This is a genomic window from Thauera sp. WB-2, assembly GCF_027594845.1.
GTDB lineage: Bacteria > Pseudomonadota > Gammaproteobacteria > Burkholderiales > Rhodocyclaceae > Thauera > Thauera mechernichensis.
On sequence record NZ_CP088935.1, the window covers coordinates 3,377,373 to 3,394,499 of the forward strand.

The 17,127-nt window shown below is 62.7% G+C and carries 15 protein-coding genes; all 15 read right to left on the reverse strand.

What is annotated here, in order from left to right:
• Positions 1 to 53: 53 nt before the first annotated feature.
• The gene (locus LQF09_RS15515; RefSeq protein WP_051018614.1) at positions 54 to 896 is read right to left on the reverse strand and encodes a hypothetical protein; all 843 of its coding nucleotides are present in this window, start codon (positions 894 to 896) and stop codon (positions 54 to 56) included.
• Positions 897 to 909: 13 nt separating this feature from the next.
• Positions 910 to 1,488 (reverse strand): hypothetical protein, encoded by a 579-nt coding sequence (locus tag LQF09_RS15520; protein WP_037985212.1) that lies wholly within the window; start codon positions 1,486 to 1,488, stop codon positions 910 to 912.
• Complete coding sequence (locus LQF09_RS15525; RefSeq protein WP_270068363.1) at positions 1,479 to 2,279, reverse strand: TIGR04255 family protein; 801 nt, start codon at positions 2,277 to 2,279, stop codon at positions 1,479 to 1,481. The genes LQF09_RS15520 and LQF09_RS15525 overlap by 10 nt, the downstream gene beginning before the upstream one ends.
• Before the next feature lie 278 nt (positions 2,280 to 2,557).
• Positions 2,558 to 3,886, reverse strand: coding sequence for a UDP-glucose dehydrogenase family protein (locus LQF09_RS15530; protein WP_270068364.1), 1,329 nt, complete (start codon positions 3,884 to 3,886; stop codon positions 2,558 to 2,560).
• A gap of 420 nt (positions 3,887 to 4,306) precedes the next feature.
• A complete protein-coding gene (locus LQF09_RS15535) occupies positions 4,307 to 4,942 on the reverse strand; it encodes a hypothetical protein (RefSeq protein ID WP_270068365.1) in 636 nt (211 codons plus the stop codon).
• Positions 4,943 to 5,007: 65 nt separating this feature from the next.
• Positions 5,008 to 6,138, reverse strand: coding sequence for a glycosyltransferase family 4 protein (locus LQF09_RS15540; RefSeq protein ID WP_270068366.1), 1,131 nt, complete (start codon positions 6,136 to 6,138; stop codon positions 5,008 to 5,010).
• Between the two features lie 16 nt (positions 6,139 to 6,154).
• Positions 6,155 to 6,985 (reverse strand): polysaccharide deacetylase family protein, encoded by an 831-nt coding sequence (locus tag LQF09_RS15545; RefSeq protein WP_270068367.1) that lies wholly within the window; start codon positions 6,983 to 6,985, stop codon positions 6,155 to 6,157.
• Between the two features lie 21 nt (positions 6,986 to 7,006).
• Entirely contained in the window at positions 7,007 to 8,065 is a 1,059-nt protein-coding gene (locus LQF09_RS15550) for a hypothetical protein (protein WP_270068368.1), read from the reverse strand.
• Positions 8,066 to 8,128: 63 nt separating this feature from the next.
• Positions 8,129 to 9,202 carry a glycosyltransferase gene (locus LQF09_RS15555; RefSeq protein ID WP_270068369.1) on the reverse strand — a complete coding sequence of 358 codons (1,074 nt, stop codon included), beginning with the start codon at positions 9,200 to 9,202 and terminating at the stop codon, positions 8,129 to 8,131.
• A gap of 82 nt (positions 9,203 to 9,284) precedes the next feature.
• On the reverse strand, positions 9,285 to 10,274 hold the full coding sequence (locus tag LQF09_RS15560; RefSeq protein ID WP_270068370.1) for a hypothetical protein: 990 nt from the start codon (positions 10,272 to 10,274) through the stop codon (positions 9,285 to 9,287).
• 4 nt (positions 10,275 to 10,278) lie between these two features.
• Entirely contained in the window at positions 10,279 to 11,370 is a 1,092-nt protein-coding gene (locus LQF09_RS15565) for a glycosyltransferase (RefSeq protein ID WP_270068371.1), read from the reverse strand.
• 26 nt (positions 11,371 to 11,396) lie between these two features.
• On the reverse strand, positions 11,397 to 12,833 hold the full coding sequence (locus tag LQF09_RS15570) for a lipopolysaccharide biosynthesis protein (protein WP_270068372.1): 1,437 nt from the start codon (positions 12,831 to 12,833) through the stop codon (positions 11,397 to 11,399).
• A gap of 4 nt (positions 12,834 to 12,837) precedes the next feature.
• Positions 12,838 to 13,911, reverse strand: coding sequence for an NAD-dependent epimerase/dehydratase family protein (locus tag LQF09_RS15575; protein ID WP_270068373.1), 1,074 nt, complete (start codon positions 13,909 to 13,911; stop codon positions 12,838 to 12,840).
• A 133-nt stretch (positions 13,912 to 14,044) separates the two neighbouring features.
• Positions 14,045 to 15,328 (reverse strand): Vi polysaccharide biosynthesis UDP-N-acetylglucosamine C-6 dehydrogenase TviB, encoded by a 1,284-nt coding sequence (tviB, locus tag LQF09_RS15580; RefSeq protein WP_270068374.1) that lies wholly within the window; start codon positions 15,326 to 15,328, stop codon positions 14,045 to 14,047.
• A 102-nt stretch (positions 15,329 to 15,430) separates the two neighbouring features.
• A complete protein-coding gene (locus LQF09_RS15585) occupies positions 15,431 to 17,005 on the reverse strand; it encodes an MraY family glycosyltransferase (RefSeq protein ID WP_270068375.1) in 1,575 nt (524 codons plus the stop codon).
• Between the last annotated feature and the right edge of the window lie 122 nt (positions 17,006 to 17,127).

Consider the following 17,127-nt stretch of genomic DNA (forward strand, 5'->3'; position numbering starts at 1 on the left):
GGAGCGGCGCAAGCCGCGAGGCTTGTTGAAGCGGACGCCAGCCAGCAGCCACACTACCCGCGTCGTTCACCCGTCGATAACTCCAAAGGCATCGGATCGGGCGAGTCGCCACGCAGCGAGAGGTGTTCAAGAGGAAAACGCCGGAAGGCGCGCACGAAGCCATAAGACACCTCGTCCTCCAGCCTTACACTGCCGCGGGCATCGATACCGGCCGCCCGAATCAGATCAACCAGCGCCTGTACGCTCTTGCCCACGGACGGGAGCGCGTCCCCACGAAATGTCGGCACCAGTGCGAGCAGGTCCAGCGTGTAACGCTCGCCCTCCAGCAGCTCACGATCAGGATTCAAGCGCGCATAAAGCCCCGACACATCGGGCGAAAGACGGGCGTGCAGCTTCTTCTGCTTGCTGCGGGTGGCGTCGAGAAGGCTGTTGAAATCGTCCGGAAAGGCAGCACGCACATAGCGTTGAGCCAACCAGGTGACCAGCAGGTCGAGGTCCGCCTGCAGGACCACGCGCGTATCATCCGGCATGCGGTCGGCCAGCACCGCGCGGTCGACAAAGAGCCGGTCCCACGGCAAGAACTGAAACCAGACCTCGTTGCCCTCCTGCCGAATCGGCATGTGCAAACAGCGAGGATGTTTCCCGGCAGCGCAGTGTCCCCGTCGTTTCAGGGCGGCATCGTCCTCGGCCCGCAATCCGACAAGGATCTCCGCGTACGGCTCGCCCTGAAGCGATTCATGCGTCAGATCGCAGGATTGGCTCACCACCAGGCCGATCAAATCTCCTGCGGGCTCCCCCTCAAGGTAACGCGCGCCCAGCAACGCGTGATCGTCGCAGCGCAAAACGCTGCCCTGCTGCCAGCCTCTATCCGCAACCTGCCTCCCAAGCGCCGCCATCGATCAACGGCCCTCAGCGAAAAGGGTCGGCAAAGGTGCGCCTGGCCGCCATCTCGCGCTCCATCGCAAGACGGCCGCCCGCAAACTGAATCGCGGCCAGATCCAGTGGGTCGGCACGCAGCAGGTCGAACAGGCTCTTCTCGTAGATCACCGGTGCGGTCATCGCCGTACCCGGCACACCAAACCCCGACCGCTCCCAATCGAGCGCAGCGCGACGCAGCATGTGAATACGGGCCAGCTTCGCCGGCCGGGGTGCCGCACCATCGCGCCACGCATAAACAGTCGGTCGGGTCACAGGGCCGCAAATCTCGGCGATCTGCGCCGTATTCAATCCGAACACGCGCGCAATCAGATCAAGATCAGCCGCCACACCCAAGCCTGTCCGGGCCGGGTCACGCGCCAGATCCGGGCGCGGAAGCGACGGAAGAACGCGCAGCCTGTCGGCCCCGCCCGATGGATCCGAGAAGAAGCACATCACGACCCCGCCGCTCGGCCGGGTGACGACAGTCGCCCGTCCAAGCTCGGCTCCGCCGGCAACCAACGCCAGAAACCCCCGCGGCGCGCCTGCAAACCCGCTTCGCATCAGTTCCATCGCTGTGTCCTCGCAAACTCCGTCGTCACTTTCCAAAAAGCCTCTCGGGCCGGCTCGTGCAGCCGGTCGAGCCGACTGCGCGCGGCATCGACATCGAAGGGCACGCCTTCGGCCTCTGCCACTTCCCAGTAATGATCAAAATCCAGCACCGCGACGGGCCGATCGTTGGGCACCTCGACCTTAAGCGGCAGATCGAACTGCCCCAGCAAGTCGGGCATCATGCCCAGCCCGTGCACACCTGCCAGCGCCCGCACCACGAGCGCCCCTGCCGTGGTCTGCACCACCGTCTCGCTCAAGTGCCGCATGACCGTGTCACCGTCGGCGGCCAAGGGCGAAAACGGCAGCAAGGGCGCCGCGACATAGTGCTCCAGCAATTCATCCGGCATCGGTACGACGGCGTCATTGTAGCGCAGCCCCACCCGATGCAAGCTCGGCGGGCGCAGGGTTTCAACCAACGCCTCCACCACAGCCAGGCAATCTTTCGCAAACCCCTCGAAGCGCGGGTACATCGTCGTGGCGTAGGCAATCCGATCCACCTCCAGGTGCACTGCCGCCCCTGCCTCCGGCGCCCGCCAGATCACATACGGCGCCGGCATGATCGTGACCCCCGCGTCGCCAAGCTGCACTTGCTGCGCCACGCCCTCGGTCACGTCCGTAAAGCGTCGCGCCATCCGCTCCTTGAGCGCCACCAACGCAGCCGGCTCGAACGCCACCCGCCCGAAGCGGAACTCCGCCAGCACCAAGGTCAGCGGTTGCCGTTCAAGCTTCGGATAGCCCCCATCGCGCACCATGTCACCCTCCCCTCTACGAAGCGCTTCTATACACAAAACTATACACACTTCGACCAAACTTGCCGGGAGAGTTCTTCCAACCCCTCGCGGCTGGTGCCGCTCCTACAGTGCGACCAAGCGCCTGGCTTCGCTGTAGGAGCGGCGCAAGCCGCGAGCTTTTTATCGAGCCCACCCAGGCCGTGTCGCCTTCAACATCTCGCGGCTGGCGCCGCTCCTACAGTGCGACCAGGCGCCTGGGTTGCGGTAGGCGCGGCGCAAGCCGCGCGCTTTTTGGGGGCTTAGCTGCGGCCGACGCTGTAATACGACCAGCCGTCGGCCTCGAGGCGGTCGGGGTGGTAGAGGTTGCGGCCGTCGACGATCACGCGGGCGGAGAGGCGGCCTTGCATCTCGTCGAAGTCAGGCGCTCGGAACTGCTGCCATTCGGTGCAGATCGCCAGTGCGTCGGCGCCTTCCAGCGCCGCGTACTTGTTGGCCGCCAGGGTGAAGTCGTCGCGCTCGCCGTAGATGCGGCGGGTCTCTTCCATCGCCACCGGGTCAAACGCCTGCACGCGCGCACCCGCGGCCCACAGCGCCTCGATCAGCGTACGGCTGGGGGCTTCGCGCATGTCGTCGGTGTTGGGCTTGAAGGCCAGGCCCCACACCGCCACCGTCTTGCCGGCCAGCTTGTCCGCACCGCCAAAGTGGCGCGCCAGCTTGGCAAACAGCACCCCCTTCTGGCGGTTGTTCACCGCCTCCACCGCCTTGAGCAGCGGCGCTTCGTAGCCGATCTGGTCGGCCGTGCGCCCCAGCGCCTGCACATCCTTCGGGAAGCAGCTGCCACCGTAACCGCAACCCGGGTAGATGAAGTGGTAGCCGATGCGCGGATCCGCACCGATGCCCTTGCGCACCTCCTCGATGTCCGCACCCAGGATCTCGGCCATGTTCGCCAGCTCGTTCATGAAGCTGATCTTGGTCGCCAGCATCGCGTTGGCCGCGTACTTGGTCAGCTCGGCGCTGCGCACGTCCATGAACATGGTGCGCTCATGGTTGCGGTTGAAGGGCTCGTACAGCTCGCGCATCAGCGCGCGCGCCTTGTCCGAATCGGTACCGATGATGATGCGGTCGGGCTTGAGGAAGTCGCCCACCGCCGCCCCTTCCTTGAGGAATTCCGGGTTCGACACCACGTCGTAGGGCTGCGCCACCCCGCGCTCGGCCAGCACCGCCGCCACGCGCTCGCGCACCTTGTCGGCCGTGCCCACCGGCACCGTCGACTTGTTGATCAGCACCTTGTAGCCCGCCATGTTGCGCGCCACGCTCTCGGCCACTGCCAGCACGTACTGCAGATCGGCCGAACCGTCCTCGTCCGGCGGCGTGCCCACGGCAATGAACTGCACCTGCGCATGCGCCACCCCGCGCGCCACGTCGGTGGTAAAGGCCAGGCGCCCCTCACCCACGTTGCGCGCCACGATCGCATCCAGCCCCGGCTCCCAGATCGGCAGCTCGCCCTGGTTGAGGCGGTCGATCTTGCGCTGATCCAGATCCACGCATAGCACCGCATGCCCCGCCTCCGCCAGGCACGCCCCAGCCACCAGTCCCACATAGCCCGTGCCGAACACCGTCAAGTTCATCGACCCCGCCCACCCGATCACGCAGCCCGCGCCCGAGGGCACAGCGCACGGCCGCACAGTGCGAGACACCGCGCAGACGCCCGCCCGCGCAATGCGGCAAGCGAAGCCATCCCGACCCTGCGATGCCGCCACCCGAAAGCACGGGTGGCGTGGGGCACGATAGGGACGAGGGGTTACCGAGGGATGAAGCGGAAGTTGCAGAAAAACGCGGGCGGCCAGGGCCACCGCAGGCGCGGCGTAGTCAAGCACGGCAATGGGCTCCGCTGTAGGAGCGGTGCAAGCCGCGAGCTTTTTGGGGCGGTTGCGATAGGCCGTATCGCCTTCAAACCCTCGCGGCTGGCGCCGCACCTACAAGGGACGGGCACCGCGGCGGGGTGCTGTAGGAGCGGCGCAAGCCGCGAGCCTTTCGCCCCGCCCAGCTCACGCAGGCCAAACCCTGTTGATCACAAACCCGCCAAACGCCACCAGATAGACCAGCCCGATCTTATCCACCGCCGTCGCGCCCGATATGACATCGAGGCTGCGCTTGAGCACACGCGCAACGAAGATCACCACACACAGCGCCATCGCAAGAACGAGCCCAAACAACAGCACGTTGTCGGCGGACAGCACCAAACGCCCGCCCACCCGCCCCCCAAAGGCCATGCGCTCCACCACAAACATCATCACCACATTGGCCAACGCCAACAGCGTGACGCCAAGGTAGTTGGCAAGACGGTCCTCGCGCCCAAGCTCGAAGTACGGGTTGAGCAGCGCCGGATGGATGCGAATGCGCGCCACCAGCGCGCTACGATCACCCGTATTCGCCACCAGAAAGTCGATTGCGCGCACATGCCGGCACTGCTCGAACACCACCACCAGCGCCAGAAAACTCAGCACCTGGGGCGCGTAGCGGGTGGAGATCGACACACCGAAAATCTCCACCGCCGCCCCCGCCCCGGTCAGCACCGAAAACGCCAGCGCCAGCACGGCGCAGCCAGCCAGCGTCACCTTGCTCAGGCTGGCAAGCAGTTCGTCCGCACGTTGTACCTCGGCCTCTCGGCTCAGATCGCTCATCGTCATCAACCGGCCAACTACCACCGTAGGAGCGGCGCCAGCCGCAAGCCTTCAAAACAAAAAACTCACCGGCCGCCCAGCACTTCCTCATACACCCCGACCGTCCGCTCGATCACGATGCGCTCGTCAAACTCGCGCAGCGCGGTCTCTCGCGCTGCTGCGCCCAAACGCGCGCGCAGCGCCGGATCGTCGTGCAAACGTGCAATTGCGCGCGCCAGCGCCTCGGCATCGCGCGCCGGCACCAGCAGGCCGTCGACCTCGTCCGTGACGACCTCGCGGCAACCGGGTACGTCCGTCGTCACCAGTGGCAGGCCGCTCGCGCCCGCCTCGATCAAGCCCTTGGGCAAGCCCTCGCGATAGCTGGGCAGGATCACCACATCCACGCTTGCGAACAGGCCGGGCATGTCATCCACATGCCCCAGCCACTGCAACAGCCCTTCGCGCTCCCAGCCGCGCACGTCCGCCTCGGGTACCGCCGCGGGGTTGCCTGGATCGGGGTCGCCGGCGAGCAGAAAAACAATGTCGCGATTCTCGGCACGCAACATGCGTGCGGCGTTCACGTACTCGCCCACGCCTTTGTCCCAAAGCAGGCGCGCGGGCAGCACCACCCGCATTGGGGCGCCCTGCTTCCGTTCGGCGCCGGGCGTGAAGCGGCTGCAATTGACCCCAGAGCCCATGATCAAGCGGATACGTGCGGAATCAACCAAGCCCGCCTGCTTGAACAGCGCCACGTCATCCGGGTTCTGCAGAATCAGCCGCGCCTTCGGGCCATCCAGCGCCAAGCGCATCAGGCCACGCACGATCGGGCGCAACAAGCGCGCCTTAGCATCCTGGCTGGTGAAGACGTAGCCCATCCCCGCCACAGCATTCACCCGCGCCGGCACGCCCGCCAGGCGCGATGCTAGCGAGCCGTACACCGCGCATTTGATGGTAAAGCCGTGCACAAGGTCGACCTTCTCGCGCTGAATCAGCCTCTTCAGCCACAGCACCAGCGCCGCCTCGCGCAGCGGGTTGAGGCTGCGCCGCTCCATCGGCGCGGCCACCCAGCGGAAGCCCAGATCCTGCAGGCGCTGGCCATACGGCCCGGGCGGTGACACCAGCAGAACGTCGTACCCGGCATCGCGCAACGCAATCGCGAGCGAGCGGCGGAAGTTGTAGAGGTACCACTCGGTATTGGCAAACAACAGCACTTTCACAACAGAACGCTCCTGCTCAATAACCGACGTTGCGCCCCAGCGCCCGCTTTGCCATCCGAACCACCTGTTCCTCACCGTTCAACCGGCCCTGAACCCGATCCTCGAACCAGCGCATCCCGTCGCTACGCCGGATCGGCACTCGCGGAATCGCATAGCGCGTGCTATTCCGCGGGGTCGCAATCTGCCCATTGGTCGTGCATGCGCTCGCGCAATGGGGCGTGATCGCATCCCGCACCCGGGCATCCCAGATCCCGCGCGGATAAGCGAAATGCTCGGGCACAAAGCCCAGCTCCTTCTGGAAGCGCTCCGCTGCAATCCGCATCTCATCGGCGATTTGCGCGTCGCTCAGCGACACCAGCTCGGGATGGTTATGCGTATGGGCCCCAATGGTGATGAGCGGGTCGGCCGCAACCTCGCGCAACTGGTCCCAACTCATCGGGCGGATCTTTTGCTCGGCATCGGCCGGCTTGCGCGACAACGGAATATGCCCCGGCTCGTCCATGAAGCGCGTCGGCACGAAGAGCGTGGCCGGCAGGCGGAATTCGCGCAGCACCGGAAGCGCCCGCGTGTAGAAATCCTCATACGCGTCATCAAAGGTGATCGCGTACTTCATCGTCGTGGGCGGTGGCCCAACCACCAGCAGGCTCACGGCCTCAGCATAGGGCACCACCCCGCCGCGCTCGCTCAGCCAGGCCATCTGCTCACGAAAAGTCTCGAAAGGCAGATCCAGCTCCAACGCCAGATCGCCCACCACCCGGTGGTACATCAGTACCGACACGCCATCACTCGGCGGGCCACCAAACACACGCCCGTGCAAAGCCGCAGCGCGCTTGATCAGGTCTCGCATCGACAAGCTCGTTCTCCCGGTTCAAAACAGCTCAAGATCGCCAAGAGACAAATCCCAGCCAGTCATCGAAAACACATCAGCGGGCAGTGGCTTGCCCAGCCCACGTGCAAAAAGGCGCATCTTCTGCTGGCGCACCGGCAGGAAGAAGCAGCGCCGAATGGCCGCCAGTTCCACACTGCCCGCCGCAAAGTGCGCCATCACATGGTCGCAGTCGGTCGCCGCACACACGCCCTGCACCACCTGCTTCAGGCGTGCAGAATCCGCCCCATCGGCCCAGATCTCGGTCAACACCATTTCCTTCAAACCCAGCCGCACATTCGCCCGCAGCACCGCCGCGCCCACCAGGCGCCCCGCCTCGCGGTGCAGATAAACGCGGTATTCGGCCTGCGGATGGGCGCCATAGCGCCAGGCCAGGTACTCCGCCGTCCGCGGCGTGCGCAGCCCGGTCGCAGCACGCGCCGCCTCATGGCTACGCACAAGCGCAAGCACCGCGTCCAGATCGGGCACATCCCGCCACAGCGGAAGCCCCTTAAACTCGCTTGCAGACCAAGTCGGCGCAGGGGCCGATTTTCGCCGCAGCACACGCAGCGCCATACGCAAGGGCCGAACCGGGCGAATGAACAAGGGAACCGCGCCGACACACTGCCAGCCCATCTTCAAATTGCCCGGTGCACTGTTCTGGTTGGGCGTATTGAAGATCAGGTCCACACCGTCGCGTTCGACATCTTCGATTGCAGCGAGCGTCAGCCGCTTGAATATCCCCTTGCCACGCCAAGCATCGTTAGTCACTGCATCAACCGCCCGCACCGCGCGGAGCGTTCCGCCCCCCGCGCCCGGCGTTGGGTCCGAAAGGACCCAGCGCATGAAGCTGCGCACCCCCACCACTTCCTCATCCGCATCGCTCAGTGCCACCGTGCCGGTACTGCGCCCAAACGGCGTGTTCACATGCTTCCAGCGCCAGTAGTCGCCGGTCTTCCGCGTCACTTCGTTGCCCGGCAGCGAGTCGCTCACCGCCGCCAGCACCCCCGCAGACTCCAGACGATCCGCCAGCGGCGCAGCCCTCCATGTAGATTCCGCCATTCCTCCCCCTCAAACGCGGCGCCAAAAACTGCTCTGCAGCAAACCCGAACTCTACAAACCGCCTCAAGCCCGCTTGCGCGCCACCTCACGACACACTTCCAGATAGCGGTCGGCAATCCGGTCAAGGTTGTAGTTCTCTTCCACGCGTCGGCGCGCCTTGCGCCCCAGCTCGGCGCGCGCCTCGGGCGTCAGCGCGCACATCGCTGCCATCGCCTCCCGGAGGGCAGAGACGTCGTCGGGCCTCACCACTTGGCCGGTATCACCCACGATGTCGCGGCAATCACCCAAATCGGTCGAGATGCACGGCACCTGGGTCGCCATCGCCTCGCCGAGTACGAGCGGGAACGATTCACCCCATTTCGACGCCGACACATACACATCCATGCCATTCATCAGCCAAGTCATATCGCTGCGCTCACCAAGCAGGATCACCCGATCCTTGAGTCCGTGAGCGGCAATCACACGTTTCAGCTCGGCGTTGTTAGCGTCGACCTCGCGGCCGACCATCAACAACACCGCACTCGGCGCCGACAACCCGCCCAGCGCCTCGACCAGCCCTACTTGGTTCTTGTTCGAGTTGAACCGAGCTGCCGAACCAAAAACGATCTGATCTTCGCGAATACCAAGCTCCGTACGCACCTCAGCGCGCAGACGCTCATCGCGGCAAAACCGATCGATATCAAAGCCGTTCGGAATCACTTCCGCATTCTGGCGTGGATAGCCAACCGCAAAATGATGCTGCGCGCTGGTTCTCGAAACATAAACGTAGTGGGACACCTTGCGCTTGAGGTACGGCCCAGCCTTGATGAGAAGGCGAGTCAGGAGCTTCTCTTCGCTGAGCTTCGACAAGGCATGATGAATTCCCCACACAAGCGGAACACCACGGGGTGCAGCGAGACCCGCCGCAACGCAAGAATGGTAAAGCCAGCCAAAAATCACGTCCGGACTGCGCTGCAAAATCTGTCTCCTGATCTTGAGAAGCGCCCCAAGAGAAGGAACACCTTGGGTCATCCCTATATGCCCAACCGAGAAACCTGCTTCATGAAAACGGGACAAGAGGCTACCGCCCGGCATCAAGGTCAAAAACTCTTGCTCTACGCCCTTATCTCGCAGCTTGAGCGCCAAATTGAAGAGCATTATTTCTGCCCCTGACGCCCCCAAGCGATTAATGACATGAAGAACTCTAAAAGACATAAATTATTCTATTTCGATAATGCTGCTATATGAGCCTTAGCCAATAAAGCCACTGCAGGCCCGCATAAAAACCAAAAAACCAGGGCACGAACCGCGCTGCCCCGCCAAAGCTTAAGACCAGATTTAGAAGAAATGGGAATGCCGCAGCCAAAAATCTCGTCGAATATCCACCGTGCAAAACATTAACCGCAACAATGGAAATAATCACTATCGCATATCTATTCACCTCGCTCTGGATCACGTTCTTCGCAAAAACAAAAGACATGCCGAGCAGCCCAATCCAGAACAAGGAATACTGCACTGAGCTTGCCATATCAGGATAGTCAACTCGCCTATCTCCTATAGCTGAAAGTATGACCTCTCGCAGCGGCCCAATCGCGATAGATATCAGAGCGCCGGTAAAAAAAAGCACAGCAAACTCCACTGACACCTTCAGATTTGAATACCCTGAAGCCCAGCTAAGAAACCTAACGACAAAGTATATCGCCACGAATATTGCTGTCGCAGAATGAATGAACAGCGAAGCAATCAAAAATACAGAAGACAGCGTGCGACATCTCCCATACGACAGATAACTCCATATCAGCAGCGAAACCGCGAGCGCCAGCCTCAACTGGGAAAACGCGAAGTCAACAACCAGCGGATTAACTATAAGGAGGAGCGCCCACGGGCTTTTTTCCCTTAAAACAAGAAGACCAAAACTAAAATATAGAATAAAGCTAATTACCAAAAATACATCTGCAAGCTCAACACCCGAAGCAAGCAGCAAACCAACCCCAAAGTGCCAAAGAAACTCGTTTGTGTAATAGCTAAGAACCCCAGAGAACTCTTTGTATTCAAGTACATTTTTCCCGTACAAAAAGTACTCAGTGTAAACCTCTCGATCCACCATTGGGTAACCGTTGATAGAACGAAATATCTCGGGCCACGGAACAAGTGCGGCAAGGACAGAGAAGATGAAGAGCAAGACAATGTTAAAAACGTCTCGCCTCACTTGAAGGCCTTCTTGGTACATTGCTCTAGACCTGCATCACCGAAACATATCCACTAACTGCATGCTCAACTCCGAAATGTGCAGCACGCTCGACGCCGCTTTTGTGGCCCGAACCTATTAGGGCAGAATCCATCGATTTTGCGAGAGGCTCAACCTCACCAACCGGGACGATAGCTCCCCACTTGCCACCCTCAAGAATTTCAGCCGGCCCACTAGGGCAGTCTGTACTAACCACTTTGGCACCACTCGCTAATGCCTCAATGAGAACGGTGGGCAACCCCTCCCAGGCGGAAGAAAGCACAAAAAGACTACATTTCCTCATCCAGGCGAAAGGATTATCGGAAAATCCCGGAAGCAGAACATCTGCACTTAAATCCAAATCTCGAATAAGCCCCTCTAAATCCGCGCGCAATTCGCCTTCGCCAAGAATGACAAGTCGGCAATCGCGCTGTTTTCGGACCTGGGCGAACGCTTTGATCAGCGTTGCAAAGTCTTTCTGAGGCGTAAGGCGCCCGACGCCAAGAACTACTGGCGGCTCGCCAGGCGCAAGCCAAGGGTGATCCAGTGGTGCCGCAGCGCGCTCGAAAAGTTTGGGGGTGACCACTGGGTTGTACACAACTTCAATCCGCGATCGCGGAAATCCAAGGGTTTCAGCGAGATCGTCGGCCACGCCCTTCGAGACGGCAACCACGGCATCCGCCTTGGAGTAGGCCCAGTGCATGAGTGCCTGAACGACCTTACCACTCAGATCCTTGGGCCGTTTACGGGACTGCGACAGGTTGTTGTGCTCGCTAACCACTAACCGCGTCGGTACGCGGGCAAGCACTCGGGCAATCACGGCGATCACATTCGCGTGATTGACCGCCGACAACATCGACTTTGGCCTGGCCCCTCTGAGATAACGAACCAACCCGGGAAGACTCGCAGCCACGCGTTTTGCCCCGAGATCAACAATGTTGACGGAAGGACTTACCTCCCCGCGGTATGGACCCTGCGCGCTCGCTGCAACGAGATCGACTTTGTAACCACGCTCTGCTAGACCGTTGGCAAGCAGAACCATGACACGTTCGGCACCGCCGCCGCGCAGGGAAGAAACGTAAAGGGCAATATCAGTCATAAGTCCAGAGCGTCCGTCCAGCCATTTCAGTTTTTCTTACGGGTGCGCAACCTTGACAGCACACCCTCTCGCAGGCCGCCAATATCCAGGCAAATCGCTGCAAGGATCGCGAGAAGACCTCCGCTGCTGCCACCCATGACAATCTCTAAGGTCGGAGCAAGCCCGGCAGACAAAACGACGGCCACGCCGCCGTACATGCAGCCAGCAACAATGGTGGCCTTGATGATCAGAGGGAGAACTGGCGGCATCGGGAAAATTTTTCGGCCGAGCAAGGCACTCGCGATGCACGCCACTGCAAATGCGGCGAGCGTGGCCCAAGCCGCACCCACGATCCCATAAGACGGAATCAGAAGAAAATTGAGCGCGACGTTTGCAAGCGCCGCGAGACTTGTCGTTATGACGAGCCAGCGCGACTGACGCATGAGATGAAAGGCAATATCGAAATGAAAGGCCTTTAGCCCGGCAACGGCTGCAGAAGCTGCAACCCACGGAAGCACAGCGAGCGCACCGTCCCGAAACGCACTACCCACGACCAGATCAACCAACTGTGGCGCCAATGCCACAAGTGCCGCAGCGCCAGTAAAGGCGAAAGTCGTGATCAGTTCACCATTGCGGCGCATCTGCGCACCGGCGGCCTCCACGCCTTCATGCTCCAGACGGCGCGTTGCCAATGGATGCGCAGCCGTATTGATGATGGTGAGAACCAAGCCAAGGGTCTGCTGTGGGAGGTCGTAGCCCACTGCATATATCCCTGCAGCAGCCTCATCCAGTAACCAGGCGATGATCATGCGATCCGAACTCGCGATAACCCAGCCGAGGGCGAAAGTCACGACAAGCGGTAAGCCGTAAGTGACGTAGTCACGAAATTGCGTGGATTCGGGCCAGCGCGGCCTTACCCCACTCCAGGCACGAAGCCCAAACAGGAGCCATGCGAGGACGGCACCAAAGATCAAGCCCAACAACGGCCCATACGCCCCAAATCCCAGCCACGCCAGCCAACCACCCACGATGATGGCGAGCACGCTCTTGCTCCCCATGAGGCGGCCATATCGGCCCGGTTGAAGTTGTGCGGACGCGAGCGTCAGGTCCAACTGCAACCAAGCCTGAACCAGCGTCAGCGAGACGCCGATCGCAAGCAGTCCGCGAAGGACAGGGTCAGGCCATGACAGTGCAACCACGCCTGCCGAAAGCAGCACAACGGCGGCGAGTGCCAGGAACAAGGCAAGAACGGTTTCCTGAACCACGCGGGGCTGGTTGCGGTGCGCCGGAATGAAGCGCCCCAAGACAAGCCGCAACCACTGAAAGACCATCACGTCCACGAGGCCGACGGTGGCGAGGACGAGCGAATAGCGGCCGAACTCCTCCGGCGCCATCAACCGCGTGTAAAGCGCCAAGGCGGCGAAGTTCACCAGCCCGGGCACACCACGCGCGAAGAGGTAATAGAAACTGTGGCGAAGCAGCATCGGGTCAATTGCCGGCAGGATCGCGGTCGGTCACTGCCGCGGCGCGGTCTCGGACGACGGAGAAGCCGACATACCAAGGCACCGCGGCGGCGATGCCGGCATTGATATCGAAACGCGGCGCATAGCCGAGCAGATTACGGGCCTTCTCGACATCAGCCTGGGAGTGGCGAACATCCCCCGCCCGAAAGTCTCTGTAAACGGGCGTTTTCTCGTACCTCACCCGTTGAGTGGCGAGCGCATTTTTGAGCGCACCGAAAAGCTGGTTCAGATTTGTGCGCCCGCCCACCGCCACGTTGTAAACCTGATTCCTCGCCTCTTCCGATGTCGCGACGGCAGCCAGGAGATTGGCCTGAACGGCGTTATCGACGTAGCAAAAGTCACGGCTGGTTTCGCCATCACCGTTGATGAACACGTCTTCGCCTTTAATCATCGAGGCGGCCCACTTTGGCACCACGGCGGCATAGGCACCGTCCGGGTCCTGGCGGCGGCCGAAGACGTTGAAGTAACGTAACCCGATGGAGGCGAACCCGTAGCTGCGTGCAAACACCTCCGCATAGAGTTCGTTCACGTACTTCGTGACCGCATAGGGCGAAAGCGGCTTGCCGATGACATCCTCGACCTTGGGAAGTCCGGGGTGGTCGCCGTAGGTAGAACTGCTGGCTGCGTAGGTGAAGCTGCTCACCTTGGCGTCGCGCGCCGCCACCAGCATGTTTAGAAAGCCATCGATGTTGGTGGCGTTGCTGGTGATGGGGTCGTTGAGACTACGTGGCACTGATCCAAGCGCGGCCTGATGCAGGACGTAATCGACGCCCTCGCAGACGCGACGGCAGTCTTCCAGACGCCGGATGTCGCCCTCTATGAAGCTGAAGCGCGCCCACTGCTCGGCACTGACCAGGCCTTGGACCTCGTCGAGGTTGCGCTGGTGGCCGGTGGCAAAGTTGTCCAGCCCGACCACGCGCTGGTCGAGCTTGAGCAGGGTTTCGAGCAGGTTGGAGCCGATGAAGCCGGCTACGCCGGTAACGAGCCAGGTCTTCGGGTTCTTGGGGAGGTCGAGGCAGAGTTGGTCGTAGCGGGTCATGGGGTGGGTGCAGCTTGGTGGTTCTGTTGTAGGAGCGGCGCCAACTGCGAGGTTTTTGGGGCGGTTGGGGTGGGCGGTGGCGCCATTAAAAGGCTCGCGGCTGGCGCCGCTCCTACAGGGGGGGGTGCGGGGGTTAGAGGCGGAGGTCGGCGGCGGTGCGGGGGAGCACGTACTTGAGGTCGTAGATGACGTGTTCCTTCTTGCCGAGGGCGCGGATGGCGTCGGCGCCCATGGCCTTGAACTGCTCATGCGCCACACCGACGATAACGGCGTCGTAGGCGCCCTGCCTGGGCGCATCGATGGGGGTAAGGCCGTATTCGTGCTGGGCTTCGGCCACATCCACCCAGGGGTCGTACACGTCGGCTTGGATGTTGTACTCGCCCAGCTCCTTGACGATGTCGACGATGCGGGTGTTGCGCAGATCCGGGCAGTTCTCCTTGAAGGTGAGGCCCATGACGAGCACACGCGCGCCTTCGACGGTGATGCGACGCTTGAGCATGGCCTTGACCAGCTGCGACACCACGTAGGCGCCCATGCCGTCGTTCAGGCGGCGGCCGGCGAGGATGATCTCGGGGTGGTAGCCGATGGATTGCGCCTTGTGGGTGAGGTAGTACGGATCCACGCCGATGCAGTGGCCGCCGACCAGGCCGGGGCGGAAGGGCAGGAAGTTCCACTTGCTGCCGGCGGCCTGCAGCACGGCCTCGGTGTCGATGCCCATCTTGTTGAAGATGATGGCGAGCTCGTTGATGAGGGCGATGTTGACGTCGCGCTGGGTGTTCTCGATGACCTTGGCGGCCTCGGCCACCTTGATGCTTTCGGCCTTGTGGGTGCCGACGACAATGATCTGGCGGTAGAGCTGGTCGACCAGCTCGGCCACTTCGGGCGTGGAGCCGGCAGTGACCTTCTTGATGGTGGAGACGCGGTGTTCCTTGTCGCCCGGGTTGATGCGCTCGGGGCTGTAGCCGGCGTAGAAGTCGACGTTGAACTTGAGGCCGGACACCTTCTCCAGCACCGGCACGCAGTCTTCTTCGGTGGCACCGGGGTAGACGGTGGATTCGTAAATGACGATGTCGCCCTTCTTGAGCACCTTACCGATGGTCTCGCTGGCCTTGACCAGGGGGGTGAGGTCGGGCTGCTTGTGCTCGTCGATGGGGGTGGGGACGGTGACGATGTAGGTATTGCAGGCGGCCAGGTCTTGCAGGCTGGCCGTGTAGCTGAGGCCGGTGGCTTCGGCGAGCTCTTCGTCCGAGACTTCGAGCGTGGCGTCGTGGCCGCTGCGCAGGGCGTCGATGCGGGCCTGGTTGATATCGAAGCCGACAACGCTGCGCTGCTTGGCGAATTCCACGGCGAGCGGCAGGCCGACGTAGCCCAGGCCGATGATGGCGAGCTTGATGGAGTCCAGAGTGTGGGTGGTCATGATGGTAGGCGTGTTACGGATTGAAGGAGTTTGAATGCGGTGTGTTTCGAGACGATGGTAAGCAGGCTGCAGAGCGACAGTCGGTGTCTGCGACTGGGGCCGTCAACGCAGCTCGCGGGCCAGGTCTGCTCTTGGGGCTGCAGCGTCATTGTGCCCCCGCGGATAGACGCGCTGGTTGACCTGCTCGTCGACGATGCGGCCGTTTTGCACATAGGTGAATGACTCTTCCAGCAGTTCGCACCGGCCCACGCGGCGTTCGCCGCGGCGCTCGTCGGCGTGCGGAGTGCGGTGCTCGGCGCGGCGCTCGTTGGCGGGGTCGCGGGTGACATAGCCGCGCACGAAGGCGTTGCGGTCGGGGCGCATGACGCGCTGCAGCAGGCGCATGTAGAGGCTCTGATAGGCGAGCGGGGCGATGTCTTCGTCCACCACGATCTGCACCACGGCGTAGCGGCGGCCGGCATGCTCGGGGTCGCCACGGTATTCGTACAGGCGGGTGCGGAAGACGGTGTTGTCCTTGAGTTCGGGGGCGACCAGGGCGTTGATCTGCTCCACATGCTCGAGGCTGGAATTGCCGAAGAACACGCCGCAGTTGAGCGCCGGGGTGAGGTGCAGGCTGCGGTGCAAGCGGCGCAACATGGGCACGAAGCGCCACGGCCGGGCGGTAAAGCGCAGATACACCGCAAACACCGCGACAAAGCCGGCAAACATGAGCGCGTCGGGCACGCCCAGCCAGGCACCGAGCAGGCCGAACAGGCCCAGGCCCAGGTGCAGGCTACCGATGATGGTGACGGTGTGCTCGACCCGGAAGCCGGCGCGCTGCAGCAGGTGGTGCAGGTGGTGGCGGTCGGGGCTGAAGGGCGACTTGCCCAGCCACACGCGCCGGGCCATGACGGCCAGGGTATCGATGAGCGGTACGGCAAACATCCACAGCGCCACCACCGGGGGCACCAGGGGCTGCTCGCCCTGGGTGATGTCGATGAGCTGCCAGGCGATGAGCAGGCCCAGCATCATGCTGCCGTTGTCGCCCATGAAGACGCGGGCGCGGTGCTGGCTGCCGAAGCGCAGGTTGAACCACAGGAAGCCGGCCACGCCGCCGAGCAAGGCCATGGCCAGCAGGTGGCCGCTGCCGTCGCCCGCACCCAGGGTGACGAGCGCGACCAAGGCAAGCGTGCCGGCAGCCACGGTGCCGGACAGGCCGTCGATGCCGTCGACCATGTTGAGGGCGTTGATGCAGCCGACCACGCCGAACACGGTGAAGGGCACGGCGATGATGCCGAGCGACAGCGCACCGATGAGCAAGGGGTCGCCGAGGTCGACGAGCACGATGCCGCCGCCGTAGACCATGAGCAGAGCCAGCCCGGCCTGGATGACGAGGCGGATGCGGGCGCTGAGCTTCCAGCGGTCGTCAGCGAGGCCCACGCCCCACATGACCAGCGCGCACACTGCAAGCGAGGCCCAGGCCAGGGACTGCGCGGGCAGCAGCCATAGCAGCATGCCCACGGCCAGCAGCAGCGCAGCGAGCACGCCGAAGCCACCCACGAAGGGGGTGCTGTGCACATGCTGCTTGTGTTCGCCTGGGTGGTCGATGAGACCGACATGGGGTGCGAGGCGCAGCATGCCGCGGATGACGGCGGCAGACAGCGCCGTGGCCAGGATGAGTGTTAACAGGCCCCACATGGTGATACCTCGCTCAAAAAACGTTGTGCCTTGGTGGCACGGCGGGCAGCGGCTGGTAAGGCGGCTACCGCGTTGCAGCAATTCATTGGGCATGTGCCCGGGGCGCAGCTTACCTCGCCGGC

Coding starts and splice junctions, on each gene's coding strand:
- LQF09_RS15520 (WP_037985212.1), bottom strand. CDS start 1,488: ATGGAACTGATGCGAAGCGGGTTTGCAGGCGCGCCGCGGGGGTTTCTG.
- LQF09_RS15515 (WP_051018614.1), bottom strand. CDS start 896: ATGGCGGCGCTTGGGAGGCAGGTTGCGGATAGAGGCTGGCAGCAGGGC.
- LQF09_RS15550 (WP_270068368.1), bottom strand. CDS start 8,065: ATGGCGGAATCTACATGGAGGGCTGCGCCGCTGGCGGATCGTCTGGAG.
- LQF09_RS15525 (WP_270068363.1), bottom strand. CDS start 2,279: ATGGTGCGCGATGGGGGCTATCCGAAGCTTGAACGGCAACCGCTGACC.
- LQF09_RS15565 (WP_270068371.1), bottom strand. CDS start 11,370: ATGACTGATATTGCCCTTTACGTTTCTTCCCTGCGCGGCGGCGGTGCC.
- LQF09_RS15530 (WP_270068364.1), bottom strand. CDS start 3,886: ATGAACTTGACGGTGTTCGGCACGGGCTATGTGGGACTGGTGGCTGGG.
- LQF09_RS15560 (WP_270068370.1), bottom strand. CDS start 10,274: ATGTACCAAGAAGGCCTTCAAGTGAGGCGAGACGTTTTTAACATTGTC.
- LQF09_RS15535 (WP_270068365.1), bottom strand. CDS start 4,942: ATGAGCGATCTGAGCCGAGAGGCCGAGGTACAACGTGCGGACGAACTG.
- LQF09_RS15575 (WP_270068373.1), bottom strand. CDS start 13,911: ATGACCCGCTACGACCAACTCTGCCTCGACCTCCCCAAGAACCCGAAG.
- LQF09_RS15545 (WP_270068367.1), bottom strand. CDS start 6,985: ATGCGAGACCTGATCAAGCGCGCTGCGGCTTTGCACGGGCGTGTGTTT.
- tviB (WP_270068374.1), bottom strand. CDS start 15,328: ATGACCACCCACACTCTGGACTCCATCAAGCTCGCCATCATCGGCCTG.
- LQF09_RS15585 (WP_270068375.1), bottom strand. CDS start 17,005: ATGTGGGGCCTGTTAACACTCATCCTGGCCACGGCGCTGTCTGCCGCC.
- LQF09_RS15555 (WP_270068369.1), bottom strand. CDS start 9,202: ATGCTCTTCAATTTGGCGCTCAAGCTGCGAGATAAGGGCGTAGAGCAA.
- LQF09_RS15570 (WP_270068372.1), bottom strand. CDS start 12,833: ATGCTGCTTCGCCACAGTTTCTATTACCTCTTCGCGCGTGGTGTGCCC.